Here is a 16,753-nt window from a genome sequence, read left to right on the forward strand (position 1 = left end):
TTTAGAATGAGCCGTGGCGGCGTAGCTAGCTGCAAGTAAGTGGCATTCCCAAATGCTTTTTACTGCAGGCTGTTTGGTCAACGATCTGCTTGTGCAATCTGGATGATTTGCATAATGTGCGTAAAGCGTATAGCCGCGCACACAATGCATAGTGTATGAGCAGGTTAGCATCTATCAAGGTAACCACGAACACTGGTAGCGTCGTTCTGGTCGAGATAGTTATTCATACTAGCCAGAGTGCAAAGGAAAATCGGTGGATTTAGAATTTGATTTTGAGAAACGATATCGACTCGTTCGTGAAGTTATAGAAACCCTGGTATTAACTATTTTAATGTTCCTGGTGATTCGTCTCGCGGTACAGAATTTTAACATCGATGGTATGAGTATGGAACCCAGTTTACACAACCAGGAGCTGGTCATTGTCGATAAATGGTCTTATTTTTTTCACGCACCAGCTCATGGAGATGTGATCGTATTTGTGGCTCCTCCAAACCCTACCCAGGATTATATCAAGCGTATTGTTGGCCTGCCAGGAGATGTTATTTCAGTACAGGATACACGCGTTACCGTCAATAATAAGCAACTGAGCGAAACCTATGTGGACCCATACCGACAGGGCAATCCCTATCCTCCCATTACCAACATGACAGTCCCCCAGGGAGCCTATTTTGTGCTCGGTGATAATCGCAATGGGAGTTCTGACTCACGAGATTGGGGTTGTGTTCCGCAACAGAATATTATTGGGCGCGCGGCTCTGGTCTACTGGCCGCTAGGACAGGACAACTATGGTTTTTTGCCAGGCGTTTCTGCTGTCTATAACAAGGTCGCCACACCACAGCAGGCCGCTAGCGGGACGAATATGTGCCCCATTCGTCATACCCAACCTGCAACCGCGTCCGCTGCATCTACCTCCGCGCAGGCTCAGGTTGCTGTCCCAGCTGAGCAGCGCACCAATCCTTTGAGTACCGCCGGAATGCTGCTCCTGCCCAGTATTTTTGTCGGGTGGAGTAAGTGGAAACGCCGCCGTACTGGCAGCTACAAAAAGCGCTCATAAACAGCAATGCAATAACAAAAGGAGCAGGCGTCTAACCTGCTCCTTTTTGTTGTTTGCGTTTATAAATTTATACATTAAAGTGTAAAGCTCAACTGTTGATCGCTGAGTTTGACGGCCTTGATTGAGCGCCCAAGTTTGTTCTGCGCATCTGAGAGATGCTTATCCAGCAGCGGTTTTAGCTCATCCGGTGACATGATGAAAGCCAGCACTCCTTCGACGTTGACATCATTAGCAACCAGGCGCCCGCTACTATTTAAAGCTGGCACCATACTGATCGCAGACGGATAGCCATAGACCTGAAAAGCTATACGTACCCGCTGGGGTGTAATGCTTGTCTCAGGTTTTTGGACCGGGTTAGAAGGTGCCAGATTAAGCACAATGAGATTGTTGATTGTGCTTTCATTGATTGGCAACGTTGAGCCCGGTGGTAGTAGTTGAGTAAGTTGAGACGTTGGCACCTGGTCGACCGCGGATGTCATAGCTTTATCTAGCTCTGTTTGAGCGATATTATGTGCATAGGGACGCAGAATAAAGACCCAGCCAGCCCCCAGGATAACCAGGAGCAAAATGATGGTGGTGAGACAACCCAGAATACAGCCACCCTTGCTTCGCTTGCGGTGTTGCGCTTTACTCTGTGAAGAGGCCGAGTTTATAACAGCTGGAAACATTTGAGACCCTTTCGATGTTGTGTTTAACTTATAATATAATAACGGGAAGGGTTGCTGTAATGGTAACAATGCAGTCTGGGAAGTGGTTAATTGTTGTTCGTCTGCTGTACGAAGTTCTGGATGGGTTACGTTGGCTGTGGAGATAGGCTGGGTCGGTAGCTCCTCTGTAAAATGTTGAGGTATAACGGGCGCCTGAGGAAGTGGGACGCTGGCATAGAGGTGTAAGGCGTCAAGCGCTAGCTCGGTCGAAGGTTGTTCGGGGATTACCACCTTTTTCACTTCCTCCACTGACGCATCTTCCTCTGTAGCTGTCGGCTCTGGCTTTTCCACTAACGCGCCGCAATGTGGACAGAAACGCCCCTTCGGGCTTAGTTGCGTCTGACATCGTTGACACTTCATGGACAAATTTGCTCCATAGAGAATGATGATGTTACTTTTAAGTATATGCGGATTTATAGCTATTGTCTATGAAAAAGTCTATGAGGTAGATAGAAAGTTTCTAGAGGGCCCGACGGCGCTTTCTTTTTTTTAGTGTTTTTATGATGTAACAAAAAATGTGTGGGGGATCTCACACATTTTTTGTTACATCATAAAGCTAAACTCTTACCATTCGCGCTTCAAAATCGCATCCATTGATGCGATGATCTGGGCGCGCCTGGCCGGATCTTGCTCCAGTTCTTGTTTGACCTGTTCGATTAACGCACCTTCTTTATCCGGTGGCAGGTTATAACCGTATATCTGGTGGATTGCGGTAGCCGCGGTGCGCCGGACCTTTTCGTCGTCGCTCAGTTGAGGGGGTGGAAGGCGTTCCGCGCTTCGCTTATCCGTGGTACCTGGAGGGCTTTCACCTTTCAATGGAACCAGGCCATTAGCTGCAAAGGGCACATCAGTATCGATCAAATGAGCAGAATGGGGAGTCGCACGGTCAATATGCACGATCGCCAATTGTTTTGCTGGTTGTAGTGAGGCAATAATACCTTCCAGATAAATGACTTCCGGGGCACCCCAGAAGACACGTTCTCCTACATGTAAAATCACGATGCTCACTCCAATTTCTTGTTTATTTAGCTCTCGCCTATGTTTTTCTCTCTATCTGGTATACGGCTTATGTAGAAGATAGTTCCAAATGTGAGCGCCCCGGTCATCCTAACCAGGTACGCTGACCTGATTGCTGGCATCTCCCTGCCGAATATTTTCGCCCGTTTGCCGACCTAGCGTGGTGCCTATATAGGTGCCCAGCAAGCCAAGCAATAAGCCAGCTATAGCGCCGATTATTCCGCTGCGGTTCGCGACGATAAGCGCCGAGTTAAGTTGAAAGACGGTCATCGGTATGCAGGTCAGTAAACCCAATATGGCGCTGCTCCAGTGTAGACGGCGCCAGGACCACTGCTGGCTTCGGGCCTGATTGATCAGGAGATCAAAGATGGGCGCCAGCAGGATAGGCAGGATAGGCCAGAGGCGTACCGCCAGGATTGAAACGAAGGCGAATGCATTCAATGCACGGCGATATTGCAGGTGTTCAAGTCCAACCAGGTAGCTCGTGGCTGGTGGCACAAAGGTGGTAAAGATCAAGGCCACTACAATATAGACCAGAATGACCGTTGTCGCCGCCCAGCGACTGCGTACAGCGGTCTGGGCCGCCATCAAGATAAAGGTTGTTAGTAGACCTGCCAGCAAGGGATAGAGATTGATCTTAAAGAGCCCCAGGTCCAGATAATTGGTAAGTGTGAGGGCATCTGAGAGCAGGATCGTAAAAATACTGAGTACCAGGCTCAATGCCACGCAAGTAAACAATGTACTGACCTGCTCACCGCGCCGCTGTCTGGCAATCTGCGCCAATTGTCCCGCCGAGCGCAGCATAAAGGTAGCTCCCAGCGGCATACTGCCCATACCCATCAGAATCATAACGTGAAATGGCGTCCATAGAGCTACATCGATACCATACAGGGAATGCCAGTAGCTATCGAGTGGAAAAGCGATTGCCGCATCCAGAGCCGCAAAGCCAGCAATATAGGTTCCCAACGAACTGTAGAACATTCCAGCGAATTGTGTGCTATACTGTGCTAGTTGGGGTTTACGCCGGACCACTATTGTTTCTACGCCGACAGCTGTTAATGCCAGGAGACCACCCAATGTTATGCCTGTAAGCATCATAAGATGAGGCGGGATCAGTGTGCGATCCCGACCGACAAAGAGATGCCATTGAATATCCCAGCTTGTGCCTACAAGCGAGATGAGTGCACATAGTACGATACCCAGGCCGATTGTGAAGCGCGTCACCCATAGTGTTTGTATGGTGGGCGCCTTTGTCAGGGTCTGATGGATGTCGTGTGTGTCACCAAGTGCTTTTGCCATCGTGTTCTCTTCCTTTGATGTGTAAAACCAACAAACCTGCCTGAAATTGTCTGTACGTTTGTTGTTCTCAGTTTGTATGAATGGGATTGAAATGTCCTCTATGAAAGAAGTACGCCTGTTATGTAAGTAAGCGTTGTGCACTCATTCTCTCCGTGTATTCTATTTTACGTTGGATATTCCGAAAATGTTAGATGGAGAGCTTCGCCTATCCGGAGAGCTATAGAGCGCACCTGCGGGAATTACCCATGCGGGGCAGATGCCATGAGAATTTGTGTAGAGAAGCTGTGTCCAGGGTTGGCGCAGTGCTGTGTAAAGAAGGACCCAAGACGAGATTATGCACGAGAAAAGTATACAAACGCTAGAATTTCCTAAAATTTTGGCAAAGGTGGCGCATGAGGCGGCGTTTTCGGCCAGTAAAGAATTAGTTCTCTCTCTGGAACCGACCACTGATATCGATGAGGCGCGCCGTCGCCTGGCGTTTACCTCTGAAGCAACGCGTTTAATTGATTTGAATGCGGATATTGGAGTACGGGGTGCCCATGATATTCGCCCACTGCTTGTGCGTGCCTCCCGCGATGGTGTGTTGACTGCCAGCGATCTAGTCGAGGTGCTGGCTACCACCCGTAGTATTCTGTATGTGGCGCGCACGTTGGATAAGCTGGACCAGGATGCGTTCCCACTGCTACGCGCTCTGGGAGCCGATATTCCACAAAAGCCACAGATCGTGCGGCGTATTGAGGAGACGGTCAGTGAGGATGGAGAGGTACTGGATACGGCCAGCCCCACGCTGCGCAAGCTGCGCTTTGATATTCGTGGCGCTAATCAACGCTTGCAGGATCGTTTGCGCACCCTGGTACACGAGTTTGGTCCTGCCTTGCAGGAAGCGATTATCACGACCCGTAATGATCGCTACGTTGTGCCGGTAAAATCGGATGCGCGTGGGCAGGTGCGCGGCATCGTCCATGATCAATCTTCCAGTGGCGCGACCGTGTTTGTTGAGCCAATGGTGATTGTAGAGCTGAACAATCGTCTGCGCGAGCTCCAGGTGGCGGAACGGCAAGAAGTTGAGCGTATCCTGCGCGTCATTTCTTCAGAGATTGGAAAAGAGGCGGAGGCGTTAAAACTGGGAGTCGAGCTATTGGCTGAGTTTGATCTCAATCTGGCCAAGGCCCGCTATAGCCGCATGACCCGCTCAACGTCTCCCAAACTCAATACTGATGGTATTATCAACCTGCGCAATGCCCGTCATCCGTTGCTCACTGGAAAAGTTGTGCCTACGAATTTCCATATCGGGCGCGACTTTTATATGGTGGTTATAACGGGTCCAAATACTGGCGGTAAAACCGTGGCTTTGAAAACCGTGGGTCTGTTAACGTTGATGGCGCAATCAGGTCTGCATATTCCAGTGGATGATGACTCTGAGATCTCTATCTTCCAGGATGTCTTTGCTGATATTGGTGATGAGCAGAGTATTGAACAAAATCTGAGTACCTTTTCTTCTCACCTTAGCCGCATCATTGAGATTTTGCGCACGATTGAGGATGAGCGCAAGCGTAGCAAGCCAGACTTGCGCGGCAAACTTGGCGAAGAACTGGCTCAGCGTGAGGCCAGGCCGGTCAACGTGCTGGTTCTCTTTGACGAACTGGGTGCCGGTACCGATCCAAGTGAAGGTTCAGCCCTGGCGCGTGCCATTCTAACCTTCTTGTTGGATCGCCATGTTACCACGGTGGCAACCACGCACTATACCGAGCTCAAAGCATTTGCCCACGAACAGAAGAACGTAGTTAATGCTTCAGTGGAGTTCGATGTAGAGACGTTGTCGCCAACCTACAAGCTGAGCATAGGCTTGCCGGGACGCAGTAACGCGCTGGCGATTGCGCAGCGGCTGGGATTGGATCAGCGCATTACTCGTGGCGCACGCCGCTTCCTTGGCAGCGCAGGCGTGCGTATGGAGAATCTGCTTGAAGATCTGCAGAGTGAGCGCAAGGCTGCTGAGGATGAGCGTTTCCAGCTAAGTATGGAGCATGCCGAGGCCGAATATCAGCGTAAGCAATTGGAAAAAGAGCGACAGGATCTAGAAATTGAGCGTGTACGCATCTTAAATGAGGCGCGTGCCCAGGCTCGTCGTGAGCTGGATAGTGTCCTGAGCGAATTAGCTAAAGTGCGCGTTGATGTTAATCGTGGTCAATTGACGCGTGAGCGACTCAACGATGCGCGCCAGCGGGCCCGTGGCCTGGAGGAAAAGGTATCAATGGTACCTGAGCCACAGCGTAAGAGGTCAGTTGAGCAGATCGAGAAGCTGGAGGGGCCGTTGCAAATCGGTGATACCGTGCGCGTGCTCAGCTTTGGTCAGAATGCCGATCTGGTTGGCCTCTCAGCTGATCGTAATGAGGCCGAGGTTCAGATGGGTGCGTTGCGCTTCCGCGTCAACGTCGACAATATCGAGCGCATCAGTAAGCGCAAAGCCAGTAGCGAAGAGAAGTACAGCGCGCGCCCGAGCGTTGTGCGAACGGAAGTAGAAGAGCGTCCCCCCGTGGGATTGCAATTGGATATACGCGGCTGGCGTGTCGAAGATGCGCTGGAAGAGCTGGACACCTATCTTAATGATGCTGTCCTGTATGGCATGTCCTCGGTACGTATCGTCCATGGAAAAGGCACCGGCGCCTTGCGTGCCGCAGTACGCGAGACGCTATCCCGCCATCCATTAGTCAAATCCTTTGTCACCGCGCCACCTCAAGAAGGCGGTGACGGAGCCACCATCGTCAAATTGAGTGCCTGAGCATCGAAAGTGAGGGAGGGGATGAGGGCTGTGCCTCCACCCCCTCTCTCTTCTCCTCAGCTGCCGCAGGCGGCAAAAACTAGAACTGAAAAGTTCTAGCCTGGCGCTAGCCAGAAAGTGCATTTATCCACTCAAACACATGACTTTTGTAGGGATGGCGAGTCTTTTTGCGCCCTTTTTTAGTACTAAATACGTGCGCAGAATGGACCGAAGGTCCTGTCCTTTACAGCGTAGTTGACCTATATATTACTCTTTCGCTAAGCTGTCTGTGGTGTGTAATAAGTAGCATGGTTTTATTTTCACTGTGACGCGCACTGAATATATCGAAGGTGGTTAGAGTACAGAAATGTCTCAATTTCAATCAAAGCAATCTTTTAATAAGAAGAACCCACCAGGAGATCATCGTGCCAACACTATTTTGGTCGCTTCTGACGCTGATGCGAATGCCACGCACAAATTGCCGCCAGAGCCAGAAACGATACCGATGCCTCGTATGAATGCTGGTGGAAGCTTATGGAGATCCGCTGCGATGCAGCGCCCTGCACACCATGGAAATCGCACACAGGTGCCGATGGAGCCCACGAGCGAGAGCGGCCTGCCTGTAGGGCAGCAGAATCTGCCTGCTGTCAGAACGACGGGGCAGCTGTATCCGAACCCTATCTCGATCTCAATTCCATTGAGCAATGTTCCGGCGACCCCCCATCCTCGGCGTGTTACAGCGTCGCGTGACAGAAAAGTGCCGCTGGTTATTCCTGGAAAAAGAAAGCACCTGCCCGATACAGAGGTCATAGATTTAAGAAAGCATCATTTATCAATACGTTGGCGGCACAGCCTGGCTGTTCTGGCTATTTTGGGCACATTCATGATCATGATGCTATCTTTGACACCGCTCGGACAACAGCATGGCGCAGGTATTGATGGCCTGCTACACTGGACCAGTGTTCCCAGGTCCAGAGACCTTGACCTGTTAACCCGGAGCGGCAGCGCTAATCCATCTTTGAATGGTTTCAATGAGCCGATGAGCGGTACCAAGGCCAAATATGTGGCCCTGGCGCGTGCCGATGCCTTGAAATATGGCATTAGCCCTGATCTCTATGTGCGACAGATTCAACAGGAAAGTCATTTTGATCCCAATGCCTATTCCTACGTTGGAGCGGTCGGCATTGCCCAGTTTATGCCTGCCACGGCGGCCGAGATGGGCTTTGATCCAATGGATCCGGTGGCAGCACTGGATGGAGGCGCCAAATTCATGGGCAATCTTAACAACCGCTTTCACGGTGATTATGCCAAGGCGCTGGCAGCCTATAACGCTGGCCCTGGTGCCGTGGATAGTGCTGTGAGTGGTTGTGGAGGAGCCTGGCTCTCCTGCATGGACCCCCAGGCTCAGGCCTATGTTTATATCATCGAAGGCTGGTAAGAAAAAACAAGTAAAAAGCCGCGCTGGAAACCCCAGCGTGGCTTTTTACTTGTTTTGGCAAATGATAAAGATTAAAAGCTGTCGTTCACCAGGCCGTGTTCGTAGAGCCATTTGACGAAATGCATGCGATAATCTTCCGTTATACGTTGGCGCATTTCCGCGTTTTCATAGAGGTGCTCGCGCAGATTGAGTAATGTTACAGCCTCTTCCCACTGGAAACCACTATCCAGCAGATAGTCTAACATAAGCTGATCTTTGTTGGTGCCAGGACTATAGTGTTTCGTTTCAAGTTTGCGAGCGCTGTGTTTTGGCTGGTCGGTAAATCCGTTGGGTGGTTGCATATCTCTCATCGCACGTCTCCTCTATTTATCAGCCTTCGTTTCTGCGGTATTGTGAACTTGCACCTCCCTGTATCTGGCCTCCCCATTTTGCTGTCATACCTTCTTCTATCGGCTCTCCACAGGCCAAACTATACCCCTATGACTTGAGGACTCTTGCAGGAGTAATCAAGGGACCTGTGTCAATATTAAGAAAGCTTGCCTGGACGTTACACTTCTACTCAACAGTGGGCGGGGAATGTGCGGCGAAAGTTTTATGCAAAAAGGGGTGTAGTATGGGTACAGATGCGCCAGCTGAAGTAGATATACTCTGGGAAAAATACGTCGAGCACAGGACTGCTGAACTTCGCAATGAATTAATTACACTCTATGCTCCTCTTGTCCGATTTGTGGTTGGACGTTTAGGAATACCTCCGACAGGATTATTGGATGCCGAGGATCTTGTCAGCTATGGTATGATTGGCCTAATTAATGCTATTGATCGCTTTGATCCTGCTCGTGGGGTTCGCTTTGAAGCATTTGCTTCCGTGCGCATTCGCGGCGCTGTCATTGATCAACTGCGTTCTCTCAACTGGCTACCACGCTCAGCGATCTCACGGGTGCGCCAGGTTGAAAGTGCATTGGCAGTACTGGAGCAGCGTCTGGGGCGGCCAGCTAAGGAAAACGAAGTAGCGGAGGAAATAGGGGTGTCGACGGAACGCTATCGGCAAATGCTGTTAGAAATGAACGCCACGGTACTCTCTCTTGATGCTCCACTTGGCTCTCTCCTCCAAGATGACGAAGTGACCTCCCTCTCTGAATTGCTAGAGGATCAAAGTTCTCCTGGGCCTGTCGAACAGGCTGAACAGCAGGAACTCACAGATATACTGGGAGAGGCAGTCGATCATTTGCCCGAGCGTGAAAAACTGCTATTAGCTTTGTACTATCAAGAAGAATTGACTATGAAGGAGATCAGCAAAGTCTTAAGTGTCTCGGAGTCACGTGTCTGTCAGCTGCATATACAGGCTATTATGCGGCTGCGAAGCGCTCTCCATACGTATCGTCTGGACGAAGGGGAGCAGGGGGAAACAGTCAGTGCCGGTCGGGGTCGTAAGAAACATTCAGGCGCGGCAAAAGGGAACGCTCGCCCAAAAGAAAACACGGGTTCTGTCTCTCATACCTATGCGAATCAGGAAACGAGAAAAACAAAAGCGCTGTCAGGAAATGGGTCGCGTGGTCGCAGGAAAATTTCTTGACGCTGCGCGAAGCCTGGCCTGATCTGGCCCTATTGAACATAAAAATTGGGTCCGATACTATGGTGTATGATGGGAAAGGGAGAATGGATGGGCTGAAATTAATGGAACGTCTGACGCTCATGCGACGTGTTTTCTTATAGGGAGTCGTTTCCATGAAAGTAGGTAGTGTGGGCTCGCAATTGTACCTGATTAATGCGCAGCAGAGAGATTGCACCAATCAGCCGTCTCGGCAGAGGTCATTGTCCTGGTTAGATCAGGTGGCTCGTGTAGCGCGTATGGTCACAATACCATGGTTGATAGGTATCGCACCGCTGGCACCGGTGGAATATGAGGCTCGTGTTGATGAATTGCAAACGTGTATTCGTATTGGTGCCTATAGTGTTGATAGTATTGCCCTGGCAAGGTGTATACTAAGAAATGAAACCCATTTTGTATGTATACATCAAGAGTAATTGTGATTTGAATTAGCCAGGTTTGCTCTACCCACCGTGTTATCCCTTTGCGTCTAATGAAAGTTGCATGGCGACCCGCATGCGCTACTTGATTTTTCTTATGCGGTCACGCTGAAAGAGGCGCCCTTGCTAATGTTAGTCGCGGCGCAGGGACGCTTAGGCTATGCTTCTTATGAAGGGAGCTTTACATGCTTGTTTTGCGACGAAAAGTTGGTGAAAGTATTGTGCTTGCTGGGGTGATCAACATTTCAGTGTTGGCTGTCGAGGGTGAGCGCGTCAAAATAGGGATTAGTGCGCCCCCTGATGTGACTATTGTGCGTGAGGAACTGTTGCGTACAAATGTTACAGAGCCGGGTACGAATCCGGCTCCAAACCCGGCCACAAACCCAACAACAAATCCGAATACACCTACGCCTCCTGCTCAACCACAACCTCGATAATGACAACCTGTGGCATTGCGTTTTCTGGTGGCTCCCCTGGCTGATTTCCAGACAGAATAGGTGTTCTTCTCCAGAGGCGTAGAATGGTGCGTCAGGCAACAAGATACGAGCTGTGCTGAAGTGGTATGGAAGCTTAGAACGTCTTTGGGGTTTTCCCAGAATCTTTTATAAGGGCGTTGTTTGTTCGTACCCACAATTTGTGGGTACGAACTTTTTTGTTATTCGATCGTGCTTTCAGTTTTGTGGCCGTTGACACGCTCTATGGGCGTAGCCGGTGCGTCTGCGTTGGCTGCTTCCTTGGTGATGAAGGCCTCAGTCAATTCGCGGGCGACATCATCATGATATTGCACTGGTGGTGATTTCATCAGGTAAGAGCTCGGACCTTCCAGGGTACCGCTGATACCGCGATCCAGGGCCAGCTTGATCAGGCGAACCGCGTCGATGACTACGCCAGCCGAGTTAGGTGAATCCCAGACCTCAAGTTTGAGCTCGGCATTTAGAGGTACATCGCCAAAGGTCCGGCCCTCCAGTCGGATATAGGCCCATTTGCGATCCTTCAACCAGGCCACGTAGTCCGATGGGCCGATATGTACATTGTCGTCGCCGATATCATAATCTAACTGACTGGTGACTGCATTGGTCTTGCTGATTTTCTTCGATTCCAGGCGATCACGCTCCAACATATTATAGAAGTCGGTATTACCACCCACATTTAACTGCATGGTGCGTTCCAGCTTGACGCCGCGTTCGCGGAAGAGGCGCGTCATCATACGGTGGACTATGGTGGCGCCTACCTGGCTTTTGATGTCATCGCCAATGATTGGTAGTCCCGCCTCTTTGAAGCGTTCTTGCCAGTATTTTTCACGCGCAATAAAGACCGGCACGCAGTTGACAAAGCCCACGCCAGCTTTCAGAATCTGTTCTACATACCACTTGGTCGCGGTCTCTGATCCAACGGGAAGATAACTGATGACCACATCGGTTCTGGTCTCTTTCAAAATTTTGACGATATCATCGGTCTGGCCCGGTGCTTTCGTGATGATTTGAGACAAATATTTGCCCAGACCATCATGGGTCATGCCACGATAGACTTTGACCCCTAGATGGGGCACATCCGCGAAGCGATAGGTGTTATTGGGTTCGGCATAGATGGCCTCGCTTAAATCCTTACCGACCTTGTTCTTATCTATATCGAAAGCTGCTGTGAACTCGATATCGCGAATATGATAGCCACCTAGATTGACATGCATCAAGCCTGGCACAAAGTCCTCTTCCTGGGCATTCTGATAGTAATGGACTCCCTGTACAAGCGAGCTGGCGCAATTACCGACGCCAATAATCGCTACACGTACCTTCTTGTTATTAGCCATTAAGTCTGTGACTCCTCTACGATGTACTTTTACACATTTATTCAGAGAAATAAACATCAACCGATTGACCAGAAAAGACATGTGAATGGAGTCCTGTCCCTGAGTGAGCTTATTTCCCTGAAAAATAAGTAATTTTCATTCAGATAAAGCAGTAAAGAGCTATACCTGAATGCAGCTAAAAGATTACGCTGCGTATTAATATACCCCCAACGAAATATGAATTGCCAATAATTCTTTTATAATTCTTCTGCAAAGAGTTGACCGTTTGCGGGCGGACGCACCTTTTTTTGTGATGTGATGTGGAAAATATGCCCCGGCACATTTTCCACATCACATTTTTTTGAGCACCGGGGGCGCGAAAACGTATACGTAGAGATCATAGCGCGTACGGGAATCAAACACGCTCAAAAAACCAGAAGAAAGTCCAGAAGGAAGTATTGTTGTTGCTGCTCGACATTGGCTGCAAAAAAATGCAGCGTATTATATATATTCTGACCATACGAGTTGTGACTGGCGTTGCTATTTTGCACGATAAATGCTGGCCATTGCGCAAATTATAGTATTTAATTGAAACTGATGTTACAATATTCCTACGAAAAATCTAATCCATGCAATCAGGCTGTCTGTCTCGCAGTAGTGTGGTATCAGGCCATAGTTGATTGCTAGATAGGATAAATTTCATCCTGATGATTGCTGTTTGACAAAGGAGAGACTCGTTATGGCAAACGCTGGTTTTACTATCTGGTTCACTGGTCTGTCTGGTGCTGGCAAGAGTACTTTATCTGAGATTATTGAGCAGCGCTTACGGGCCCGGGGCCGCAATGTTGAAGTTCTGGATGGAGATGTGGTGCGTACTCATCTGAGTAAAGGGTTGGGATTTAGCAAGGAGGATCGCGACACTAATATCAAGCGTATCGCGTTCGTATGTGGCTTGCTGACCCGCAATGGTGTTGTCTGTATCTCTGCCGCTATTTCTCCTTATCGTGAGGCTCGTGAATGGGCCCGGCAGGAGATCGGAAACTTTGTGGAAGTTTATGTGAAGTGCCCTATTGATGTGTGTCGCCAGCGTGATGTCAAGGGTCTTTATAAGCTTGTGGATGAGGGAAAAGTCAAGAATTTTACCGGTGTGGATGATCCCTATGAGGAACCAGAGCATCCCGAGCTGGTTATCGAGACAGATAAAGAAACCATCGAGGAGAGTGTCGGTCGTATTTTTGCTAAATTAGAAGAGTTAGGCTACCTGGAGCCAGAGGCAATTATTGGACGCGTGTAATCCAATTCGCCTGTCATTGTCTGGAAGGAAAGCGCCTGTAAATGGCGCACAGGACACTAGTTCTTTACTTGTTTCTTATGTAGAGGGAAGTGTATTATGTCAAATGGCTTGATTGCGCCCCATGGTGGGGAATTGATTATTAATCAGGTAGCGGAAGCGGAGAGGGCGGCACTGGTGGAGCGGGCTGCCGCATTGCCTCAGATTACGATTGGTTCGCGGCAACTGGCGGACCTGGAGATGCTGGCCAATGGAGCATATAGTCCGTTGCGCGGGTTTATGACGCGGGCGGATTATCTGTCTGTGGTGAATACGATGCATCTGAGCAATGGTTTACCATGGTCTATTCCAATTACCCTGTCGGTGACGACTGAGCAGGCGGCAGAGATACCAGAAGGCTCTGAAGTGGCGCTGGTCAATGCTGATGGTGTTGTGCAGGCAGTGCTGACAGTGCAGGAAAAGTTCGGCTATGATAAGGCCCTGGAAGCTCGCCAAGTCTATCGTACAGAAGAAGAGGCGCATCCCGGCGTGAGGGTTGTTTATCAGCAAGGTGATGTGCTGCTGGGTGGACCGGTTCAGGTCGTGGCATTGCAGCCGCAGACCTTTGCGCAATACCGCTACACCCCAACTCAGTCGCGAGCTTTGTTTGCTGAGCGCGGCTGGAAGCGTATCGTGGCTTTCCAGACCCGCAATCCTGTCCATCGTGCCCATGAATATATTCAGAAGTGTGCGCTCGAAACCGTGGATGGTCTGTATTTGCATCCTTTGGTGGGTGATACCAAGGGCGACGATATTCCAGCTGATGTACGCATGCGTTGCTATGAAATCCTGCTGGAAAATTATTATCCGCAGGATCGGGTGATTCTGGGCGTGCTTCCGGCGGCCATGCGCTATGCGGGACCTCGCGAGGCCATTTTCCATGCACTGATGCGTAAGAACTATGGTTGTTCACACTTTATCGTTGGGCGTGACCATGCGGGCGTCGGTAATTATTATGGTACCTATGATGCCCAGCATATCTTTGCCGAATTTGATGCCGATAAGCTGGGTATTACACCGATGTTTTTCGACCATACCTTCTTCTGCAAAGTTTGTGACGCTATGGCTTCCAAAAAGACCTGCCCGCATGGCAGTGAGAGCCATGTGATGTTGAGCGGCACCAAAGTGCGCCAGATGTTGCAGGCGGGTGAGGTTCCACCTCGCGAGTTTTCGCGGCCCGAAGTGGCAAGCGTACTGATCGAAGCGATGCGCCAGCCGATTACGCAAGGATAGAGCGTGCACAAGGCTCTGGGGACGCTGACGTCCCCACTCTTTTTTTCATTATGTTGGGTGCAAAATATGCGCAAGGCGCATATTTTGCACCCAACATAATGACTTTTTGAGCGCCGCAGGCGCGAATCGTCAGGGGTCGCAGACACACAACGCATGCTTTTCAAGCATACTCAGAGCATATGTTATGCCTGTTGACGGAAGAAGTCAACGGTGGCCTTCACGCCTTCCTCAAAGCTTACGGACGGCTTCCAGGCCAGTAGACGCTCGGCTTTGCTGGCATTGAAGACGGCCTGGTAGATATCGCCTGGTCGTTTGGGCGCTCTGGTAATCGGCGCTTCAAAACCAGTAAAGGTGCTGAGGATATGGTAGATCTCGTTCACTGAGACGGGTCGGCCGCTGCCGATACAGAAGATTTCGTTATCACCGCGTTGCAGCGCCTGCACGTTGGCACGTGCGACATCTCCTACAAAAACATAATCTTTACGTTGCTCGCCATCCCAGTCGATGCGTACCCCTTCGTGGTTCAGGAAACGCTTTGCGAAGATAGAAATCACGCCAGCTTCCCCATTGGGATCCTGCCGTGGTCCGTACACGTTACCATAGCGAAGTGCGGTAAAGTTGAGTCCCTGGGACTCTTGCCAGTAGCGTAGATAGTGTTCGGCCACCATTTTAGTGATGCCATAAGGTGATTCGGGACGTTGAGGTGTATCTTCATCTATGGGCAAGCGTACCGGTGTTCCATACGTGGCGCCTGAAGAGGCAAAGATAACTTTGCGTGCTTCGACCCGCTTGCTCTGGGTTAAAACATTAAGTAAGCCAAGCACATTTACGCGTGCATCGAATTGAGGATTTTTGGTGGAGATAGCCACGCTATGCTGAGCGGCGTGATGATTGACAATTTCGGGCTGGAATTCCTCGAAGACGCGGCTTAGCGCGCTCTCATCAGTGATATCTGCATTATAGAAGCGGGCAGCAGGATTGATATTGGCCTCTTTTCCCCCTCCTTCTTCCCACATATTATCTACAATCGCTACTTCGTGGTTCTCTGCCAGATAGTGATCTGCGATATGGGAGCCAATAAAGCCAGCTCCACCGGTAATCAGTATTCTCATAAAGCGCCAGAACCTTTCTGCTGCTATGTAGTCCAGCTCGATCTGGACTGGCTGGCCCAAATCTTACAGTTTGCGCCATTCCGCGCTCATTGTAGCAGAAGGGAGGGCTAATATCAAATAAATCGGTCTAGTGCCGTTTGTAACTCTTGCGGTGAAACGATCACTGGAAAAATCTGCAGCCCAGTTACCTGTTGCAGGCGCGTGAGGGCCTGGTTGTCGTGTGGATTGATCATTGCAACGGTCAGCGTATTGCGCTCACGACCGACTGGATAACAGTGGAGTTCCTGGGCCAGTTGGGGTGGCACAACTTGCAGAACACGAGCCGGTACCTTACGAGGCAACAATGATAGATAAGGAATACCAAGCTGACGTGCCTGCTGCGAGAGCTCCTCGTGCTCTATGGTGGCGCTATGGCTCTGGGTGGGTTGAACCTCGAAGAGCAGATGGCTGTTACGGGCCGCCAGGATGCAACTATGAATGTCAGAGGTTGGATGGGGATAGGCGCTATGACCAATGGCCATTACTGCAGGACGTAGTATCTCTATTTCGGGGGCGTTGTGAACGCGCCATAGAAGCTCTTCCCATAGACGCTCCTGGACGATCGCCGCTCCATGCATATCGGCCTTAGGTAGGAGAATATAGAGGGTCGTTTCATGCAGGAGGACCTGGTCGGATTTGCGCACGAGTTTGCGCAGGTGTTCGGCGTAATATTGTATACTCTGCTGGATGTGCGCTGTGTCAGCACTATGAGCTCTGTCTCTGGAGTCGAAGTGCAGCGGCAAGATAATCAGTGCCAGTGAAGATGTGGCGCCTGCTATCAGATGTTGCATAGCTGTAGTGACGTCTTGCACACTGTTAATAGATGTTACTGAATATTCAATCAACGAAAATGCAGGAAGTGATAATGCCTTCTTGCACATGACACGACTCCTTAGATGAAAAATAATTCGAATGTACTCATACTAAGGATACTGCTATATGGATATAAAGA

The 16,753-nt window shown here is 50.1% G+C and carries 15 protein-coding genes; 8 read left to right on the top strand and 7 right to left on the bottom strand.

The annotated features are described in order from the left end of the window. Positions 1 to 253: 253 nt before the first annotated feature. Entirely contained in the window at positions 254 to 1,054 is an 801-nt protein-coding gene (lepB, locus tag JMI88_RS28425) for a signal peptidase I (RefSeq protein WP_236023107.1), read from the top strand. A gap of 74 nt (positions 1,055 to 1,128) precedes the next feature. On the opposite strand, the gene JMI88_RS28430 is transcribed toward lepB, so the two are convergent. From JMI88_RS28430 to JMI88_RS28440, 3 genes are all read right to left on the bottom strand, one after another. Next, on the bottom strand, positions 1,129 to 2,121 hold the full coding sequence (locus JMI88_RS28430) for a zinc ribbon domain-containing protein (RefSeq protein WP_201365332.1): 993 nt from the start codon (positions 2,119 to 2,121) through the stop codon (positions 1,129 to 1,131). 204 nt (positions 2,122 to 2,325) lie between these two features. Next, entirely contained in the window at positions 2,326 to 2,760 is a 435-nt protein-coding gene (locus JMI88_RS28435; RefSeq protein ID WP_201365333.1) for a hypothetical protein, read from the bottom strand. A gap of 108 nt (positions 2,761 to 2,868) precedes the next feature. Continuing rightward, the gene (locus tag JMI88_RS28440; RefSeq protein WP_201365334.1) at positions 2,869 to 4,077 is read right to left on the bottom strand and encodes a hypothetical protein; all 1,209 of its coding nucleotides are present in this window, start codon (positions 4,075 to 4,077) and stop codon (positions 2,869 to 2,871) included. A gap of 334 nt (positions 4,078 to 4,411) precedes the next feature. Here JMI88_RS28440 and JMI88_RS28445 point away from each other — a divergent pair, with 334 nt between their 5' ends. Both JMI88_RS28445 and JMI88_RS28450 read left to right on the top strand, forming a co-directional pair. Next, positions 4,412 to 6,856, top strand: coding sequence for an endonuclease MutS2 (locus JMI88_RS28445; protein ID WP_201365335.1), 2,445 nt, complete (start codon positions 4,412 to 4,414; stop codon positions 6,854 to 6,856). Positions 6,857 to 7,202: 346 nt separating this feature from the next. Continuing rightward, a complete protein-coding gene (locus JMI88_RS28450; protein WP_201365336.1) occupies positions 7,203 to 8,273 on the top strand; it encodes a lytic transglycosylase domain-containing protein in 1,071 nt (356 codons plus the stop codon). Between the two features lie 71 nt (positions 8,274 to 8,344). Here the strand turns inward: JMI88_RS28450 and JMI88_RS28455 are convergent, their stop codons facing one another. Beyond that, on the bottom strand, positions 8,345 to 8,623 hold the full coding sequence (locus JMI88_RS28455) for a hypothetical protein (RefSeq protein ID WP_201365337.1): 279 nt from the start codon (positions 8,621 to 8,623) through the stop codon (positions 8,345 to 8,347). Positions 8,624 to 8,886: 263 nt separating this feature from the next. On the opposite strand from JMI88_RS28455, the gene JMI88_RS28460 reads away from it, so the two are divergent. The 3 genes from JMI88_RS28460 to JMI88_RS39710 all read left to right on the top strand — a co-directional run bounded on the left by JMI88_RS28460 (position 8,887) and on the right by JMI88_RS39710 (position 10,738). Further along, positions 8,887 to 9,846 carry a sigma-70 family RNA polymerase sigma factor gene (locus JMI88_RS28460; protein WP_201365338.1) on the top strand — a complete coding sequence of 320 codons (960 nt, stop codon included), beginning with the start codon at positions 8,887 to 8,889 and terminating at the stop codon, positions 9,844 to 9,846. A gap of 152 nt (positions 9,847 to 9,998) precedes the next feature. After that, positions 9,999 to 10,298, top strand: coding sequence for a hypothetical protein (locus JMI88_RS28465; protein ID WP_201365339.1), 300 nt, complete (start codon positions 9,999 to 10,001; stop codon positions 10,296 to 10,298). A gap of 188 nt (positions 10,299 to 10,486) precedes the next feature. Next, positions 10,487 to 10,738, top strand: a complete 252-nt coding sequence (locus tag JMI88_RS39710) for a carbon storage regulator (protein WP_236023108.1) — start codon at positions 10,487 to 10,489, stop codon at positions 10,736 to 10,738. Positions 10,739 to 10,956: 218 nt separating this feature from the next. Here JMI88_RS39710 and JMI88_RS28475 read toward each other — a convergent pair whose 3' ends face one another. Next, positions 10,957 to 12,108, bottom strand: coding sequence for an inositol-3-phosphate synthase (locus tag JMI88_RS28475; RefSeq protein WP_201365340.1), 1,152 nt, complete (start codon positions 12,106 to 12,108; stop codon positions 10,957 to 10,959). Positions 12,109 to 12,805: 697 nt separating this feature from the next. On the opposite strand from JMI88_RS28475, the gene cysC reads away from it, so the two are divergent. After that, entirely contained in the window at positions 12,806 to 13,381 is a 576-nt protein-coding gene (gene cysC, locus JMI88_RS28480) for an adenylyl-sulfate kinase (protein ID WP_268906031.1), read from the top strand. A gap of 96 nt (positions 13,382 to 13,477) precedes the next feature. Continuing rightward, a complete protein-coding gene (gene sat / locus JMI88_RS28485) occupies positions 13,478 to 14,650 on the top strand; it encodes a sulfate adenylyltransferase (RefSeq protein WP_201365342.1) in 1,173 nt (390 codons plus the stop codon). A gap of 182 nt (positions 14,651 to 14,832) precedes the next feature. Here the strand turns inward: sat and JMI88_RS28490 are convergent, their stop codons facing one another. Together JMI88_RS28490 and JMI88_RS28495 are read right to left on the bottom strand one after the other, a co-directional pair. Next, complete coding sequence (locus tag JMI88_RS28490) at positions 14,833 to 15,762, bottom strand: GDP-mannose 4,6-dehydratase (RefSeq protein ID WP_201365343.1); 930 nt, start codon at positions 15,760 to 15,762, stop codon at positions 14,833 to 14,835. Between the two features lie 113 nt (positions 15,763 to 15,875). Beyond that, positions 15,876 to 16,682 carry a GspE/PulE/PilB domain-containing protein gene (locus JMI88_RS28495; protein WP_201365344.1) on the bottom strand — a complete coding sequence of 269 codons (807 nt, stop codon included), beginning with the start codon at positions 16,680 to 16,682 and terminating at the stop codon, positions 15,876 to 15,878. Positions 16,683 to 16,753 lie beyond the last annotated feature (71 nt).

The organism is Dictyobacter formicarum, from assembly GCF_016587435.1.